Origin of the sequence: Maritalea mobilis, from assembly GCF_019800885.1 — a bacterium.
In the GTDB taxonomy this organism is placed as follows: Bacteria; Pseudomonadota; Alphaproteobacteria; order Rhodobacterales; family Rhodobacteraceae; genus Roseibacterium; species Roseibacterium beibuensis.
Genome location: NZ_JAHVKE010000001.1, coordinates 188,705 through 203,750, shown reverse-complemented (window position 1 = coordinate 203,750; position 15,046 = coordinate 188,705). Strand labels below are relative to the sequence as shown.

19 protein-coding genes are annotated in these 15,046 nt (G+C 65.2%); 4 read left to right on the top strand and 15 right to left on the bottom strand.

Features of this window, described 5'->3' with window-relative positions; all coding sequences use genetic code 11:
- Positions 1-23: 23 nt before the first annotated feature.
- Together KUV65_RS01050 and KUV65_RS01045 are read right to left on the bottom strand one after the other, a co-directional pair.
- Complete coding sequence (locus tag KUV65_RS01050; protein ID WP_222187016.1) at positions 24-551, bottom strand: hypothetical protein; 528 nt, start codon at positions 549-551, stop codon at positions 24-26.
- A 100-nt stretch (positions 552-651) separates the two neighbouring features.
- Positions 652-1,557 carry an AAA family ATPase gene (locus KUV65_RS01045; RefSeq protein ID WP_222187015.1) on the bottom strand — a complete coding sequence of 302 codons (906 nt, stop codon included), beginning with the start codon at positions 1,555-1,557 and terminating at the stop codon, positions 652-654.
- A 238-nt stretch (positions 1,558-1,795) separates the two neighbouring features.
- Here KUV65_RS01045 and KUV65_RS01040 point away from each other — a divergent pair, with 238 nt between their 5' ends.
- Entirely contained in the window at positions 1,796-2,710 is a 915-nt protein-coding gene (locus KUV65_RS01040; protein ID WP_222187014.1) for a hypothetical protein, read from the top strand.
- Here the strand turns inward: KUV65_RS01040 and ureG are convergent.
- From ureG to KUV65_RS00975, 13 genes are all read right to left on the bottom strand, one after another.
- Positions 2,707-3,321, bottom strand: a complete 615-nt coding sequence (gene ureG, locus KUV65_RS01035; RefSeq protein WP_222187013.1) for an urease accessory protein UreG — start codon at positions 3,319-3,321, stop codon at positions 2,707-2,709. The two genes, KUV65_RS01040 and ureG, sit on opposite strands and share 4 nt — an antisense overlap.
- 45 nt (positions 3,322-3,366) lie before the next feature.
- Positions 3,367-4,014, bottom strand: coding sequence for an urease accessory protein UreF (locus KUV65_RS01030; RefSeq protein ID WP_222187012.1), 648 nt, complete (start codon positions 4,012-4,014; stop codon positions 3,367-3,369).
- Entirely contained in the window at positions 4,007-4,300 is a 294-nt protein-coding gene (locus tag KUV65_RS01025; RefSeq protein WP_222187011.1) for a YrhK family protein, read from the bottom strand. The genes KUV65_RS01030 and KUV65_RS01025 overlap by 8 nt, the downstream gene beginning before the upstream one ends.
- A gap of 9 nt (positions 4,301-4,309) precedes the next feature.
- A complete protein-coding gene (gene ureE / locus KUV65_RS01020; protein WP_222187010.1) occupies positions 4,310-4,831 on the bottom strand; it encodes an urease accessory protein UreE in 522 nt (173 codons plus the stop codon).
- A complete protein-coding gene (locus KUV65_RS01015; protein WP_222187009.1) occupies positions 4,828-5,418 on the bottom strand; it encodes a hypothetical protein in 591 nt (196 codons plus the stop codon). Before KUV65_RS01015 ends, ureE begins: the two co-directional genes overlap by 4 nt.
- A 316-nt stretch (positions 5,419-5,734) precedes the next feature.
- Positions 5,735-5,947, bottom strand: a complete 213-nt coding sequence (locus KUV65_RS01010; RefSeq protein ID WP_222187008.1) for a hypothetical protein — start codon at positions 5,945-5,947, stop codon at positions 5,735-5,737.
- 319 nt (positions 5,948-6,266) lie between these two features.
- On the bottom strand, positions 6,267-7,976 hold the full coding sequence (gene ureC, locus KUV65_RS01005; RefSeq protein WP_222187007.1) for an urease subunit alpha: 1,710 nt from the start codon (positions 7,974-7,976) through the stop codon (positions 6,267-6,269).
- Positions 7,977-7,991: 15 nt separating this feature from the next.
- Entirely contained in the window at positions 7,992-8,462 is a 471-nt protein-coding gene (locus KUV65_RS01000) for a hypothetical protein (protein WP_222187006.1), read from the bottom strand.
- Between the two features lie 2 nt (positions 8,463-8,464).
- On the bottom strand, positions 8,465-8,860 hold the full coding sequence (locus KUV65_RS00995; RefSeq protein WP_222187005.1) for a carboxymuconolactone decarboxylase family protein: 396 nt from the start codon (positions 8,858-8,860) through the stop codon (positions 8,465-8,467).
- Position 8,861: 1 nt separating this feature from the next.
- Positions 8,862-9,692 (bottom strand): cyclase family protein, encoded by an 831-nt coding sequence (locus tag KUV65_RS00990; protein ID WP_222187004.1) that lies wholly within the window; start codon positions 9,690-9,692, stop codon positions 8,862-8,864.
- Between the two features lie 79 nt (positions 9,693-9,771).
- Positions 9,772-10,077 (bottom strand): urease subunit beta, encoded by a 306-nt coding sequence (locus KUV65_RS00985; RefSeq protein WP_222187003.1) that lies wholly within the window; start codon positions 10,075-10,077, stop codon positions 9,772-9,774.
- Between the two features lie 73 nt (positions 10,078-10,150).
- Complete coding sequence (locus KUV65_RS00980) at positions 10,151-10,453, bottom strand: urease subunit gamma (protein ID WP_222187002.1); 303 nt, start codon at positions 10,451-10,453, stop codon at positions 10,151-10,153.
- Positions 10,454-10,478: 25 nt separating this feature from the next.
- On the bottom strand, positions 10,479-11,321 hold the full coding sequence (locus KUV65_RS00975; protein WP_222187001.1) for an urease accessory protein UreD: 843 nt from the start codon (positions 11,319-11,321) through the stop codon (positions 10,479-10,481).
- Positions 11,322-11,490: 169 nt separating this feature from the next.
- Here KUV65_RS00975 and pyrC point away from each other — a divergent pair, with 169 nt between their 5' ends.
- The 3 genes from pyrC to KUV65_RS00960 all read left to right on the top strand — a co-directional run bounded on the left by pyrC (position 11,491) and on the right by KUV65_RS00960 (position 15,006).
- Entirely contained in the window at positions 11,491-12,534 is a 1,044-nt protein-coding gene (gene pyrC, locus KUV65_RS00970) for a dihydroorotase (RefSeq protein WP_222187000.1), read from the top strand.
- A 41-nt stretch (positions 12,535-12,575) separates the two neighbouring features.
- Positions 12,576-13,256, top strand: a complete 681-nt coding sequence (locus tag KUV65_RS00965) for an orotate phosphoribosyltransferase (protein WP_222186999.1) — start codon at positions 12,576-12,578, stop codon at positions 13,254-13,256.
- A 238-nt stretch (positions 13,257-13,494) separates the two neighbouring features.
- Positions 13,495-15,006, top strand: a complete 1,512-nt coding sequence (locus KUV65_RS00960) for a replicative DNA helicase (RefSeq protein ID WP_222186998.1) — start codon at positions 13,495-13,497, stop codon at positions 15,004-15,006.
- Positions 15,007-15,046 lie beyond the last annotated feature (40 nt).

Below are 15,046 nucleotides of genomic sequence, written 5' to 3'. Positions count from 1 at the left end.
GGGGGCCATCTGAGCGTGTCGCGTCAGTTGATGGCGTATTCCGTGACGAACAGCACGGCAGGGTTGTTCGACGAGCGCTGGTAGCTGCCGGTCCAGATGTCATACTGCCCGGTCAGCGGCTGGAAAAAGGTGATGGCCGAGTTGAAGCCACGCCCGGGGTAATCGTCATTGTAGTGCCACGACCCGTCGGGGGCGTTGATCAGCAGGACGGTATCGACGTTCGACCGCGCCTCGAGCACGAAGGACAACTGCCCCGTCGGCGAGGACCCGCCAGTATTGGGATTTCTGTTGTAGAACAACCGGAAATCGGGCCGCGTCACCACCCAGCCGGGCCACTGACCACCCGAGCAGTTGGACAGGCTGACCCGCCCGCCAGCGGTCAGGTTGCGAAAATACGGATCGGGCAGGAAGCCTGCGTTGAGCGTATGCGACCCGAACACCGTGGGGTTGTTGTAGCTGGGGCAGCCTTGCGCGCTGGCCGCGTTGGCCGAGACGCCGATGGCGCCAAGCGCCAGCACGACGGCGGCGGCGATACGAATGAGAAAACGCATGGGGCAGACTCCCTGATCGGATTGATTACGTTGAGTTAACCAACCAGATCACGCCCCTGTCAAAGAAAACCCGCATGGGTTGAACGCCGCACGGTCCCGGTCAGGCCGGTCCGGCCTCGGCGGCGAGATCGTCGAGCAAACGCTTGGCCTCGGAGCCTTGCAGTTTCTGGATATCGTCCTGGTATTTCAGGATCGCGCCCAGCGTGTCGGCGATGACCTCGGGGCTGAGTTCGATCACGTCCAGCGCCAGCAGGCATTTCGCCCAGTCGATGGTCTCGGCGACCCCGGGGCGCTTGAACAGGTCCTCGGTGCGCAGGCGCTGCACGAAGCCCACGACCTGCCGCGACAACGCCTCGGAGGCTTCGGGCACGCGCGCGGCGAGGATCGCCAGTTCGCGCTCGATATCGGGGTAATCCACCCAGTGATAGAGGCAGCGGCGCTTCAGCGCGTCATGCACTTCGCGCGTGCGGTTCGAGGTCAGGATGACGATGGGCGGCTCGGGCGCCTTGATCGTGCCCAATTCGGGGATGGTCACCTGGAAATCCGAGAGAGCCTCCAGCAGAAAGGCCTCGAACGGTTCATCGGTGCGGTCCAGCTCGTCGATCAGCAGGACGGGCGCCCCCGCCGGGTCGGGCCGCATGGCCTGCAAAAGCGGGCGTTCGATCAGGTAATCGGCACTGAAAAGTTCCTCGCGCAGCACGTCCTTGTCGGCATTGCCCTCGGCCTCGGCCGAGCGGATCGCGACCATTTGCGCGGCGAAGTTCCATTCGTAAACGGCACTCGCGGCATCCAGCCCCTCGTAGCATTGCAGGCGGATCAGGCGGCGTCCAAGGGCGGCGGCGATAGCCTTGGCAATCTCGGTCTTGCCGGTGCCTGCCTCCCCTTCGAGGAACAAAGGGCGTCCAAGGGTCAGGCCCAGGAAGACCACGGTCGCCAGCGATCGACCACAGACATAACCCTGCTGGCCCAGAACCTCCTGCACCTCGTCGATACTGGATGGCAACATGTCGGATCATCCTCCCCTTCCGGCCGTGGCGCCCATCAAGGCTGTCGCCCCCGCGCGGGTCAACCCCCAGAGCGGCGGGCCGGATGCCTTGCGTGAACACTGTGTTTCCCAAACGGGCGTCAGTCGCCACGGTCTGCCCAGAATTTGTCAAATGCCCTCCACAGGTTTGCGTCAATCGCCCCTCAGAACGGATGCAACGGGCTGGAAGACGGCCCGGCGAGCAGATACTCAGGATGACATGACCCGATTGCAGGACACCAACGAGGCCGACCTCCCCTCACACGGCAGGACCCGCGCTGCGTGGCTGAAGCATTTGAGCGACGTGGGCTCCGGGCACGGATTTTTCGAACGGGTGGGCGCCGATCACATGGCCCTGTTCGTCGAGGAAAGCGAGACGCTGCTGGTGAGCTTCGACCGGGCCGAGCGGGTCTACGCCGAAACCCGGGACGGGATGCCGGCGGGGTTCGAAATGGTCGTGCGGCGCGAATGGTCCTTCCTGTCGATCCTGTCGATGGGCGACACGCGGTTTCGCGACGACGATCTTTACGTGATGTTCGAAACCCTGCTCGACAATGGCGTTTTCGACACATTCAAACGGGTCTTCTTCCTCGGCCTTGGCCCGGTCTGTGGGCACGCGGCCTGCTGCTACTCGTCCGCAGCACCCGGGGCGCGCGTGATCGCCAGCCGCCCGGCGGTGCGTGTTGACCAAGGCACGGGCGCCAACACACGCTTTGCGGATGCGTCCTCGCTCCTGTCAGGCTCGGACGCGGCAACGATCCTGTTCGACTCGAAAGAAGCGGGCGCGCCGGAAAATTTCGCGCGCTTCTCGGGGTCGAACGTGGTGCGTGTTGACCTGCCGCATTGCGGCTCGACGCTGGAAACCATGATCCACGAGGATGACCTGGCCCCGCCGATGTTCCGCGCCCTTGGAAACAACCGTCTCGACGCCGCGCGGGTGCGCGAAATCCTGCGTCCCTCGAAGCGCCGCAACGGGTCCTACCTGATGCGCCTGGCGGAAGCCGCGCTGAATGCCGGACAAACCCGCCGCGCCGCTACCATTGCCCGCTACGCGCTGGACGCCACGGGAGAGCAGCGGTTTCGCACCCTTCTGTCACTGACCGGTGAGCCGATCAAGGACGCGGCGACGGCCTAAAGACCGCCCGCGTCGCGGATAAACTCGACGACCTCATCGACGCCACGCCCGTCCCGAAGGCTCGCCATCACGAAGGGCCGTTCGCCGCGGGCCGCCGCCGCATCGCGTTGCAACAGGTCGGCATCGACGCCCACGTAAGGGGCCAGATCGACCTTGTTCACGATCAGCAGGTCCGAACGGGTGACGCCCGGCCCCTTCTTGCGCGGGATGTCCTGCCCGGCGGCGGTGTCGATGACGTAAAGCGTCAGGTCCGCCAGTTCGGGCGAGAAGGTCGCGGCCAGGTTGTCGCCGCCGGATTCGATCAGGATGACGTCGAGATCGGGGATCTTCTCGCGAAACTCCGCCACGGCGGCGAGGTTGATCGAGGCATCTTCGCGGATCGCGGTATGCGGGCAGCCGCCGGTTTCCACCCCCTTGATGCGTTCTGCGGGAAGCGCCTGCGCGCGCAACAGGAACTCCGCGTCTTCGCTGGTGTAGATGTCGTTGGTGATGACCGCGACCGAGTAGTCGCGCGCCATCGCCCGGCAAAGTTTTTCGGTCAGGGTCGTCTTGCCGGCCCCGACCGGGCCGCCGATGCCCACCCGAAGCGGGCCGTTCACGCTTTTGCTCATTGCCTCATCCTGTCCTTCTTGTCGCTTGCTGTCGCGGTTTCCGGCTCATGTCCGGAAGATCCGCACCTCCAGCCCTTCATGTTCCATCGTGGCCAAGTCCGCGCCGAAGGCCGCCGCGCCGAGATGGTCTTCGACCGCCATCGCATCGAGCCTGGCCAAATCGCCCGCCAGCGCCGCGATCCGCGGCTGAAGCGCGGCCTGTATCCGCTGCCCCTCGGCCTGCCCGAGCGGCACGAACCGCACGGCGACCGACACCAGGCTGGCCGCCAAGGCTTGCAGATAGAGCGCGGCGACTACCTCGTGCGGCACGTTCAGAGCGCGTGCGGCCATACCAACGGCAACCGGGTAAGGCCGCGCCACGCCATTCCCGCCGCGCATGGCGGCCACCGTCTCCGCGAAGGCGGCGCCCATGGCGCGGGTTTCTTCCCAGCGTTCGGCGGACCCGGCGAGGGCGCGGGCCAGATCGGCCATCTCGTCCGCATCGCGCCCGGACAGAACGGCCAGCAGGATCAGCGCATCATTGCGCCCTGCCCCGACCTCGATCACCGTCGCGATCCAGTCCCGCGCCGTTTCACCGTCATGAACCCGGCCATGCGTGATCTCGGCCTCAAGCCCGTGGGAATAGGCATAGGCCGACACCGGAAAGGCCGGCGACAACCATTGCGTCAGGCTCAGCAGATCGGTCTCAGTCATCACCCGGCTCCTTGAGGCGCTCGGCCAGCGTCTCGACTTTGCCGAGCCGTGCATAATGCACCTCACGCGCCAGGCGGATGGTGGGCTTTGCCGCGAAGAAGAGCGACCCGATCAGGAAGCACCATGTGCCGGGGATCTGCCATGCCTCGGAAAAGAACATGACCGAGCCGATGACAAACAGCGCCGCGGCGGTGAAATCGACGCCCGTATAGGCGATTTCGTAGGCGGCATAGAGGCGCGCCTGTTGCGGGCTGTCATGGCTGCGACCGGAATTGAACAGGCTCATGGGCAGCGGTCAGTGGGCATGGTCGTGGCTATGCGCATGACCATGGTCGTGGTCATGATCATGGTGATGATCGTGGGAATGGCCGTGATCGTGGCCATGGGTGCGGCCATGGCCATAGGCCCCGCCTTCGGGTGTGAAGGGCGCGGTGACAGGTTCCACCCCGGCGCCGAGACGGGCCAGCATGTCCTTCAACACGTGATCGTCGCGGATCAGCAGGTGATCGCCCGCAACCTGGCAGGGCGTGTGGCGGTTGCCGATATGCCAGGCCAAACGCGCCAGGTCGCCGGTGATCTTCAGAAGCGGCTCGGGTGCAGCGACCACCTCGAACAGCGCGCCATCTTCAGCCTCCAGCGCATCGCCCGCGTCGAGGGACAGGGTCTCGGGCAGGTCGACCATGAGATGCCCGCCCGCCTCGGTGTGCAGCCGCTTGCGGCGCAGGAACCGCGCCTCGTAATCCAGCACGAGGCGGCCTGCGGCCTCTCCGCTCCAGTCTCCTGCGCGGCGCACGCGCCCTGCCCTTGGATCACTCATTCCATAACCTCCACAGCCGTCGGTGTCAGCGCGGCGAGGACTCTGCCGTCCAGCCGCTGTTCCAGCATCACCGCGAAGCCCAGCGCGGTGAAATAGATGAAATCGGTCTCAAGCCGCTGTCCCGACAGCGTCTGGGACTGGTACAACTGCAGCAGGTCATAGCTGCACTCGCCAAGGACAAGCGGGGCCGCCGCGCGCCATTCATACCGGCTGAACTCCGGCGGGCGCGTGCCGTCGGTTTCCATCACCTCCCACACCACACCCGGCGCGGGCGGCGGCGCAGTGGCATAGGACGGATCATAGGTGAACGCGATCACCTCGTCAGACCCATCGTTTTGCAGGCGCAGGGGGTAAATGCCGCGCCCCATTTCGACCGATTGGCCGGGGGTCCCAAGCTCCCACGTGAAGAAGGCGATCAGCGTATCTGGGGCGTCCGTCGCGCGCATGAGCCAGAAGCCGCCATTATCGAAATCGACCCGGATCCCCGCCGCGAGGTCCGCCGCCGTGGCGCAATCGGCCCGGAGCGGGGATGCTGCGACAGCGGCCAGCAGGGCCGCAGCGGTGGAAATGGCGGGCAGTCGCGACATGAGCCCCCTTGCTGCGCAGATCAGACGTGAAACAGGTTTCCGCACACGATACGGGGGTTATCGGCGCGTGCAATCCCGATCGCACCACGTTCTGCGAACCAGGGGGGCGAAGCTGGCACCGAGGGCCGGGAAGACGTTTCGGCGTTTGGCTCGGGGCATGACTGGTCGCGTGCTGTGTCAGGTGCGGCCACCGCGGAAAAACCGCTGCGGAAGCATCTCGTCAAAAGACGAAAAAAAGGGGGATGGGTTTCCCCGCCCCCCTTTGAACGCGTTAATGGCACAGGCCCATTAACGGTCAGCGTGGAAACTGTTCACCTCACAGCCCGATCAGATCGCGAAAGACATAGCGCGGGATCGCGTCGCGGCTCAGGCCACGGGCGGCGAGGTCATCATCGCTCATCGCGTTCAGGCGCTCGATCTGGGTCATGCGCGACCGCGCGGCTGCCGACATGGACAAGCCAAGCCCGATGCCAGAGAAGAGGCGGGAAAACGGGGTGCGCCCCGCGGTTTGGAAAGAGATATCAGCCATCTGGAACACTCCGTTTGCGTGACGGGTCTGTTCCTCCCTATGGCTTGGAATCTAGGCATCTGCCCCTTTTCTGACCACCGACGGTTGGGCAACCCCGCCATGCGCGCACGGTATGGCAGGAATGCTGACCTAGCCTCGGGTCATGGCGGCGATACGGACCAACGACATTACGCCACGCTGCGCTCCGACACCCCAGCGCGCGGATCGGAGTTCACGACCGCGCGCGAGGTCAGGAGCCTTCGAGGTTTGCGCCCATGCTGTCATGGGCAGGCCCAGCGCATCCGGCGAGTGTCACCACACGACTTTGGCCCGTGACCGTTCAGTACATGAAATAGCGTTGCGCCATGGGCAGGGATTGCGCGGGCTCGCAGGTCAAAAGCTCTCCGTCCGCGCGCACCTCGTAGGTTTCGGGATCGACCTCGACCTTGGGCGTGGCGGAATTGTGGATCAGGTCCGATTTGCGCACTTTGCGAATGCCTTCCACCGCGACCGTCTCTTTCGCCAGGCCCAGGCTGTCACCGATCCCGGCAGCTTGCGCGGCCTGGCTCACGAAGATGACGGACGACCGCTCGACCGCGCGGCCGAAACTGCCGAACATGGCGCGCGAATAGACCGGCTGCGGCGTGGGGATCGAGGCGTTCGGATCACCCATCTGCGCGACGGCAATGGACCCGCCGACCAGCACCATTTCGGGCTTCACGCCAAAAAAGGCCGGGGTCCACATCACCAGATCCGCGCGTTTGCCCACCTCGATCGAGCCGATCTGCGTGCTCATCCCATGCACGATGGCCGGGTTGATCGTGTATTTCGCGACGTAGCGCTTCACGCGGAAATTGTCGTTGTCGCCGGTTTCCTCGGACAGGCGGCCGCGCTGCTTCTTCATCTTGTCGGCGGTCTGCCAGGTGCGGATGATGACCTCACCCACCCGGCCCATGGCCTGGCTGTCCGACGCCATGACGCTGAACGCGCCCATGTCGTGCAGGATATCCTCGGCCGCGATGGTCTCCTTGCGGATGCGGCTTTCCGCGAAGGCCACGTCCTCGGGGATCGCCTTGTCGAGGTGATGGCAGACCATGAGCATGTCGAGATGCTCTTCCAGTGTGTTCACTGTGTAGGGCATGGTCGGGTTGGTCGAAGACGGCAGGATATTCTCGTAGCCCACGACCTTCATGATGTCGGGCGCATGCCCGCCCCCTGCCCCCTCGGTATGGAAGGCGTGGATGGTGCGGTCGCCGATGGCGGCCAGCGTGTTCTCGACGAAGCCCGACTCGTTCAACGTGTCGGTGTGGATCATCACCTGCACGTCCATGTCATCGGCCACCGACAGGCAGCAATCGATGGCGCCGGGCGTGGTGCCCCAATCCTCGTGCAGTTTCATGGCGCAGGCGCCCGCGTTCACCATCTCGACCAGCGCCTCGGGCCGCGAGGCGTTGCCCTTGGACGACAGCCCGAGGTTCACCGGGAAGGCGTCGAAGCTTTGCAGCATCCGCCCGATATGCCACGGCCCCGGCGTGCAGGTGGTGGCGAGCGTGCCATGGGCCGGCCCGGTGCCGCCGCCCAGCATCGTGGTGACGCCCGAGTGGATCGCGTCGTCGATCTGCTGCGGGCAGATGAAATGGATATGCGCGTCAAACCCGCCGGCGGTGACGATCCGCCCCTCGCCCGCGATGGCCTCGGTGCCGGGTCCGATGATGATGTCGACATTCGGTTGGGTGTCGGGGTTGCCCGCCTTGCCGATGGCGGCGATGCGCCCGTCTTTCAGCCCGATATCGGCCTTGTAGATGCCGGTATGGTCCAAGATCAGCGCGTTGGTGATGACCGTGTCCACCGCGCCGCCCGCGCGGGTGACCTGGCTTTGGCCCATGCCGTCGCGGATGACCTTGCCGCCGCCGAATTTCACCTCTTCGCCGTAAGTGGTCAGGTCACGTTCGACCTCGATGATCAGGTCGGTATCGGCCAGCCGCACCCGGTCACCCGTGGTGGGGCCATACATGTCGGCATAGGTCGTGCGGGGGATACGGGTGGGCATGTCAGGCTCCTGAAATCAGGTAATAATCTCGAGACACTTCAGGCGCGCAAAAGAAACCGAAAAGTGCGTGCATGAGAGTTTTCCGCGATATGTGATTGATGGGGTGTCGAAGGTATTCTCAAAGGAGACTTCGGCATGGACCTGCAAGAGCTGCAACTTGAACGTGAAAGGCTCAGGGCGCGAAATTCTCGAACGGTCGTGGTAGGGTCTTGCATTCTTGCCTGCACGTTCATCAAAAAAGTCGATCTGCTGGCGCTGATTGCGCTTTTTCAATGATACCCGATCCCAAAGCTGCGCCCCGAGCGGCATCGACGGGCCGCGGTGCGTCGATCCGACGGTCGAGCGACTGCGCTTTATGTCAGCCAAATCCGCACGCCACTCGAACGGCGCACCAAGCCCAACCAAATCGACGCGCCGGGGGGCGGCCCGTCGATGGCGCGGCGCGCTACGCGCTTGGTTCCGCGCCTGGGTGCGTTGCCCACCCATCCTCACGCCTTGAACACCTCGTCCACCTCGACCTGCATCGCGGTGACCAGACCGTTGGTCTGCATCGCGGTGCCGATCACGGCCAGCAGTTCCATATGCATCGCGTCGGTCATGCCCTTTGCCTTGGCCTGCGCGGTGTGGGAATGGGTGCAATAGGTGCAGGAATTCGCCACCGAGACGGCGACATAGATCATCTCTTTCGTCAGCGGGTCCAACTCGCCCGGGCCCATCAGCACCTTCAGGCGGTCCCAGATCTCGCGCAGGCGGGCCGGATCATGGGCCATCGCGCGCCAGAAATTGTTGACGTAATCCGTGCCCCTCAGGGCACGGATCTCGGCGAAGACCTCTGCCGCCTCGCGCGACAGGTCCTCATCACTCAACAGGGGGACGGTTCCCATGTCAGGCCAGCCCCATGATCCGGGCCGGGCCACCGGTGCCGCCGCGCACCTTGGGCGCGCCAACCATCAATGTGCCGCCCGCCGCCGGCATGTTGTCGAGGCCCGCAAGGCATTCGATGCCGTAGCGCCCCGCCGGCAGCCACGCGTAATGGGTGGCGAAATCGGCCGAGGGCCCGTGATCGAGCGACAGGGTATCCACCGCGATACAGGCGGCGTTGGTTTCCTCCAGCAGCATCTGCGTCGCCTCGATATGGAACCCCGGAAAATGCAGCGATCCGCCGCGCGCGGCATCGGCGCCCCGGAATTCCTCGGTGCCCACCTTGTCGGCCCAGCCCGAATTCATCGCCACGCAGGCCCCGTCGGGGATGTCGCCATGTGTGGCAATCCACGCGGTCAGGTCGTCGGGCGTGACCTGCGTATCGCGGTCCTCGGCCGCGCGAGCGCGGATGTCGATCACGCAGAGCGGACAGGCGAGGTTTTCGACCGGGATCTCGGCCACCGATTGACCATCGGCGGAAAAATGCAGCGGCGCGTCGATATGGGTGCCGGTATGCTCGTTCACCGTCAGGACATACAGGTTGTACCCGTTCTCGGCGAAATCGAACTGCTTGTCATAGGAGATGCCGGACACGCCGCCGAAGGTCGGAAACTCCTCGGACAGCTCATGCGTCATGTCCATCACCGTGCGCGGGACCTGTGCAAAGGCCTGTTTCGGCGCGACAAGGCCGCCCGCCGCCGCAGCACCGGCCGCCATGGCCGCGCCACCCTTGAAGAAATTGCGGCGCGACAGCATCCGCTCCTTCACCTTGTTCATCACGCAAATATCGCACATGACACGTCTCTCCCTTTGTGGTTGTTGCCGTTCGGTCTTGCCGCCGATCGGGTTTGCCGTCTGTCCCGCCTCGCCGTGATCAGAGCCCTCCCTGCACCTTTTGGTTGAAGCCCCAGACGGCCCGCGCGCCGCCATAGGGAACAAGCTGCACCTCGCGGGTCTGGCCCGGCTCGAACCGCACGGCGGTGCCTGCGGCGATATCGAGGCGCATCCCCCGCGCCGCGTCACGGTCGAAGGACAGCGCGCTGTTGGTTTCCGCGAAATGGTAGTGGCTGCCGACCTGCACCGGTCGGTCGCCCGTGTTGGAGACCTCCAGAACCAGCGCCTCGGCGCCCGCGTTCAACTCGATCTCGCCGGGGGCGGTCATCACTTCACCGGGGATCATGGCATTCTCCTGCAGTCGGGGGTCTGACGCGGGGTCCGGAACATCGTTTCAACTCCTTTGCCCTGTGTCGCGCTCAGCGGATGGGATGGTGGACGGTGACCAGCTTGGTGCCGTCGGGAAACGTGGCCTCGACCTGCACGTCATGGATCATCTCGGGCACGCCCTCCATGCATTGATCGGCGGTGACGACATGGGCCCCGGCCTCCATCAGGTCGGCGACCGAGCGCCCGTCACGGGCCCCTTCGACCACGAAATCGGTAATCAGCGCGATGGCCTCGGGGTGGTTCAGCTTCACGCCGCGCAACAGGCGGTTGCGCGCCACCATGGCGGCCAGGCTGATCAGCAGCTTGTCTTTCTCGCGGGGGGAGAGGTTCATCGCGTTCTTGCGTCCTTCGTCGTCGTCAGATCTGCCAGACCCGTGGCAGGGGCCGGTTGGTGAGAACAGGGATCGCGCGGGCCAACGCGCGGCGGAGGGGATAGGCCTGGGCGGCCATGAAACGGGCCGTCAGCCGCCCTTCCCAGGCCGAGGCGGCAGCGCGCACGGGGCCATCCGTCGGCAAGGCCGCGCGCAGGCGGTCCAGCCGGTCGGACGCATCGCGCGCCATGAGGGTCAGGGTGGCAAGCGTCGTCGCGCCATCGAGACCGGCAGAGCCCGGGCGCACCAGATCATCGGCCCCCAGCCGGATCGTTTCGACCATATCCAGCCGTCCGCCGCGCCTCACCTGCCGCCGGTCGCTCAGATGAAGCCGTGTCAGCGTTTCGCCCATGGCCGCGCGCCCCAGAACGAGGGTCTCCAGCAGCACAAGCTCGGCATCCTCGGCCATGTCGACGGTCAGGCGGCGGTCCAGCGCGGCGCCCTCGAACAGGATCAGTTCCTGCGGCAACCAATCGAGCACCGCGCCCGCGCCAAGCGCAAGATGCGTGTCGATCCGACCGACTCCGCCGTTGGCGCGATAGGCCCGTTCCGCTGTCTGGGTGGTGCCGGTGGCCGTCGCCCCTGCCCCGATCTCCAGGGTGTAAGACAGACGATCGCCCCCGGTGATCCCGCCCGCCGTGTTCAGGAAAACGACCTCGGGGGCGCGGCCATGCATGCGCGGAAGCATCGCCTTGGCCGACCCGGCCTGCGCCAGGTCCTTCACCCCGGCGCGCGGGCCTGTGCCCAGCCGGACCATGGCACGGCCATGCACACGCTGATGGCGCGTCTGGGGGGCTGCGGCTGGGGCGGGTTGGGCGAGATCGAACATCTTGGGCCCGAGCCTAGGCCCGCCGCTTCGCGCAAGGCAAGCGCCGCATCGGGTCATTCGCCACCCATACGCGCAATTGCCCAAGAATCAGGCAACTGGCCTGCGCCCCCGCCCCCTGTGGCGACACGCGCGCTTTGCACGACCGCCCCGCATGGTGTAGCGCATCGCCATGACCCAAAGCCTGACCATCCGCCGCCCCGACGATTGGCACCTCCATCTGCGCGACGGCGCGATGATGGAAGGCGTCCTGCCCGAAACGGCCCGCCATTTCGGCCGCGCCATCATCATGCCCAACCTGGTGCCCCCGGTGGTCACGGGCGACGATGCCCGCGCCTATCGCGACCGCATCCTGGCCGCGCTGCCGGGCGACATGACGTTCGAGCCGTTGATGACGCTCTACCTGACCGAGGCGACCGACCCCGCCGACGTCGCCGCCGCCCATGCCGAGGGGCTGGTGCACGCGGTCAAGCTCTACCCGGCCGGGGCCACCACGAATTCCGCCTCTGGCGTGCGCGATTTCGACAAGGTCATGGGCGTGCTGGAGAAAATGGCCGAGATCGGCCTGCCGCTCTGCATCCATGGCGAGGTGACGACGCCCGAGGTGGATATCTTCGACCGCGAGCAGGTATTCCTCGAAACCGTGCTGGAACCGCTGCGCCAACGCGTGCCCGAATTGAAGGTGACGCTGGAACACATCACCACCAGTCACGGCATCGACTATGTCGCGGGCGCGGATGGCGATATCGCGGGCACGGTCACGACGCATCACTTGATGATCAACCGCAACCACATCCTCGTGGGCGGGATCAAACCGCATTACTACTGCCTGCCCGTGGCCAAGCGCTCGACCCACCAGGCGGCGCTACGCAAGGCGGCGACCTCGGGCAATCCGCGCTTTTTCCTGGGAACCGACAGCGCACCCCATGCCGACCCGGCCAAGGAATCGGCCTGCGGCTGCGCGGGGTGCTTCACGGCAACCAACACGCTGTCCTGCCTTGCCCATGTGTTCGAGGAGGAAGGCGCCCTCGACAAGCTGGAAGGCTTCGCATCGCTTTTCGGGCCAGTGCGCTACGGTCTTGCCCCGAACAAGGGCACCGTGACGCTGGAAAAACGCGACACGCCGGTGGACACCCCCGCCAAGATCGAAACCGGCGCGGGCCCCGTGACCGTCTTTGACCCGGGCCACCCGCTCCACTGGCACGTGATCGCCTGAGCCTTCACCTTTCTCTCACATACGCAAACCGGACGGCCGCCATGATCCCCACCACCTACCCCGATGATGCGCAGATGGCGCAGATGGCCGCGCGCATGCTGCTCGATATCCGCGCGGTGCATTTCAACACCGATGAGCTCTTTACCCATGCCAGCGGCAAACAGGCGCCCACCTATATCGACTGCCGCAAGCTCATCTCCTATCCGCGCATCCGCTCCACGCTGATGGATTTCCTGACCTGCAAGGTCATGCGCGCCGCGGGGCTGGAGGCGTTCGACAATATCGCCGGTGGTGAAACCGCGGGCATCCCATTCGCCGCGCTGGTGGCCGAGCGCATGGCGCTGCCCATGTCCTATGTGCGCAAGAAGCCCAAGGGCTACGGCCGCGCCGCCCAGATCGAGGGCGAGATGCGCGAGGGCGAGCGCGTGCTGCTGGTCGAGGACCTGACGACCGATGGCGGCTCCAAGCTGAAATTCGTGGACGCGATCCGGACAGCGGGCGCGGAATGCGCCCATACCGCCGTGATCTTCTACTACGGCATCTTCCCGGAAACCGAGGCGCGGCTGGCCGAACACGGGGTCACGCTGCATTGGCTGACCACATGGGCCGATGTCATCGCCGAGGCCCGCCGTGGCGGGGATTTCACCGAAGACACCCTGTCCGATGTGGAGCGATTCCTGTCCGATCCCGAGGGCTGGCGCGCAGAGCGCGGGCTGACCTGAGACCGGACGCGCTTTTATCGCGGAAGGCGTGGCGAATCCGACACGTCAGTGTCACCTGACAGCGATATATTGCGGTTCGTGACGAGCATGGCCACGTTATGTTGTGGCCGCGCCAAGGGTTGCGCGATAGCCTGAGTTACCCACAGCTTATCCAGATTGACCGGCCCGCACCGTGCGAGTCTATACCCGTGGCTCACATCGCCACGTTTGCAGACCGGGCGATCAGAGGGGGAATGGCATGACCACATTGGTACCGGTTCCGACCGGCGGTCAGGACGAGGCCAGCGCAGGGAACGACACGCCGCCGCTGCCGCATAACATCGAGGCCGAGCAACAGCTTCTGGGTGCGATCCTGAGCGCCAATGACGTGCTCGACCGCGTCGACGACCTTGTGAAGCCCGAGCATTTCTTCGATCCGGTGCATCGCGAGATCTTCACCATGGCGGCGGGCCGCATCGCCAAGGGCCTCGCCACGGACGCCACCACGCTCAAGAATTTCGTCTCCGATATCGTAGGCCTGAAAGAGCTTGGCGGCGCGGAATACCTCGTGAAGCTCCAGCTTGCGGCCATCGCGACCTCGGCGGCGCGCGACTATGCGCAACTGATCCACGACCTTGCCGTGCGGCGCGAGCTGATCGCGCTTGGCGCCAATATCTCGGAACGCGCGCGCGCCATGCGCGACGACATCAGCCCCGATGAACAGATCGTCGAGGCCGAAAGCGATCTGTTCAAACTCGCCTCCTCGGGGACGACCAATCGCGGCTTCCAGTCCTTCCTGCGCGCGCTGCACGACGCGGTGCAAATGGCCAATGCCGCCCATAACCGGCAGGGGCAGTTGGCCGGGGTCTCGACCGGGCTGACCGATCTCGACCGGATGCTTGGCGGCTTGCACGAATCCGACCTCCTGATCCTCGCCGGACGTCCTTCGATGGGGAAAACCTCGTTGGCGACCAACATCGCCTATAACGTCGCCAAGGCGTGGAAACAGGGGCAGAAGGAAGACGGCAGTCACGGCACGATCGAGGGCGGTGTCGTGGGCTTCTTCAGCCTCGAAATGTCCTCGGCCCAGTTGGCGCAGCGGATCCTGTCCGAGGCGGCCGAGATCCCCTCGGAACTGATCCGCAAGGGCGACCTGACCGAAGAAGAATTCCAACGATATCTGAGGGCTGCGGGCGAACTTGAACGTTGTCCGCTTTACATCGACGACACGCCCGCCCTGCCCATCGGACAGGTCGCCGCCCGCGCGCGGCGTCTGAAACGCTCGCCCCAGGGGCTCGACCTGCTGGTGATCGACTACCTGCAGCTTCTGCGCGGCTCGGCCAACAACCGCGACAACCGCGTGAACGAGATTTCCGAGATCACCCAGGGCCTCAAGGCCATCGCCAAGGAATTGAACATTCCCGTCATCGCGCTCTCGCAGCTCTCGCGCCAGGTCGAACAGCGCGAGGACAAACGCCCGCAGCTCAGCGACCTGCGTGAATCCGGCTCGATCGAACAGGACGCGGACGTGGTGATGTTCGTCTACCGGGGCGAGTACTACAAGGAACGCGAGAAGCCGGGCGAAGAGAACCTCGAAGCCATGACCAAGTGGCAGCAGGACATGGAGCAGCTCCATGGCAAGGCCGAGGTCATCATCGGCAAGCAGCGCCACGGCCCGGTCGGGTCGGTCGAGTTGAGCTTCGACGGCCGCTACACGCGCTTCGGCAACCTCGTCAAACCCTGGCAGCAGGGCAGCGGCGACGGCTTCTGACCCGCCCCATCTTTATCCTTCAAATATGCAACGGTGCGGC

What these genes read in the sequence shown, in the direction of transcription:
- KUV65_RS01050 (WP_222187016.1), bottom strand. Translation starts at nt 551, where the DNA reads ATGCGTTTTCTCATTCGTATCGCCGCCGCCGTCGTGCTGGCGCTTGGC.
- KUV65_RS01045 (WP_222187015.1), bottom strand. Translation starts at nt 1,557, where the DNA reads ATGTTGCCATCCAGTATCGACGAGGTGCAGGAGGTTCTGGGCCAGCAG.
- KUV65_RS01040 (WP_222187014.1), top strand. Translation starts at nt 1,796, where the DNA reads ATGACCCGATTGCAGGACACCAACGAGGCCGACCTCCCCTCACACGGC.
- ureG (WP_222187013.1), bottom strand. Translation starts at nt 3,321, where the DNA reads ATGAGCAAAAGCGTGAACGGCCCGCTTCGGGTGGGCATCGGCGGCCCG.
- KUV65_RS01030 (WP_222187012.1), bottom strand. Translation starts at nt 4,014, where the DNA reads ATGACTGAGACCGATCTGCTGAGCCTGACGCAATGGTTGTCGCCGGCC.
- KUV65_RS01025 (WP_222187011.1), bottom strand. Translation starts at nt 4,300, where the DNA reads ATGAGCCTGTTCAATTCCGGTCGCAGCCATGACAGCCCGCAACAGGCG.
- ureE (WP_222187010.1), bottom strand. Translation starts at nt 4,831, where the DNA reads ATGAGTGATCCAAGGGCAGGGCGCGTGCGCCGCGCAGGAGACTGGAGC.
- KUV65_RS01015 (WP_222187009.1), bottom strand. Translation starts at nt 5,418, where the DNA reads ATGTCGCGACTGCCCGCCATTTCCACCGCTGCGGCCCTGCTGGCCGCT.
- KUV65_RS01010 (WP_222187008.1), bottom strand. Translation starts at nt 5,947, where the DNA reads ATGGCTGATATCTCTTTCCAAACCGCGGGGCGCACCCCGTTTTCCCGC.
- ureC (WP_222187007.1), bottom strand. Translation starts at nt 7,976, where the DNA reads ATGCCCACCCGTATCCCCCGCACGACCTATGCCGACATGTATGGCCCC.
- KUV65_RS01000 (WP_222187006.1), bottom strand. Translation starts at nt 8,462, where the DNA reads ATGGGTGGGCAACGCACCCAGGCGCGGAACCAAGCGCGTAGCGCGCCG.
- KUV65_RS00995 (WP_222187005.1), bottom strand. Translation starts at nt 8,860, where the DNA reads ATGGGAACCGTCCCCCTGTTGAGTGATGAGGACCTGTCGCGCGAGGCG.
- KUV65_RS00990 (WP_222187004.1), bottom strand. Translation starts at nt 9,692, where the DNA reads ATGTGCGATATTTGCGTGATGAACAAGGTGAAGGAGCGGATGCTGTCG.
- KUV65_RS00985 (WP_222187003.1), bottom strand. Translation starts at nt 10,077, where the DNA reads ATGATCCCCGGTGAAGTGATGACCGCCCCCGGCGAGATCGAGTTGAAC.
- KUV65_RS00980 (WP_222187002.1), bottom strand. Translation starts at nt 10,453, where the DNA reads ATGAACCTCTCCCCCCGCGAGAAAGACAAGCTGCTGATCAGCCTGGCC.
- KUV65_RS00975 (WP_222187001.1), bottom strand. Translation starts at nt 11,321, where the DNA reads ATGTTCGATCTCGCCCAACCCGCCCCAGCCGCAGCCCCCCAGACGCGC.
- pyrC (WP_222187000.1), top strand. Translation starts at nt 11,491, where the DNA reads ATGACCCAAAGCCTGACCATCCGCCGCCCCGACGATTGGCACCTCCAT.
- KUV65_RS00965 (WP_222186999.1), top strand. Translation starts at nt 12,576, where the DNA reads ATGATCCCCACCACCTACCCCGATGATGCGCAGATGGCGCAGATGGCC.
- KUV65_RS00960 (WP_222186998.1), top strand. Translation starts at nt 13,495, where the DNA reads ATGACCACATTGGTACCGGTTCCGACCGGCGGTCAGGACGAGGCCAGC.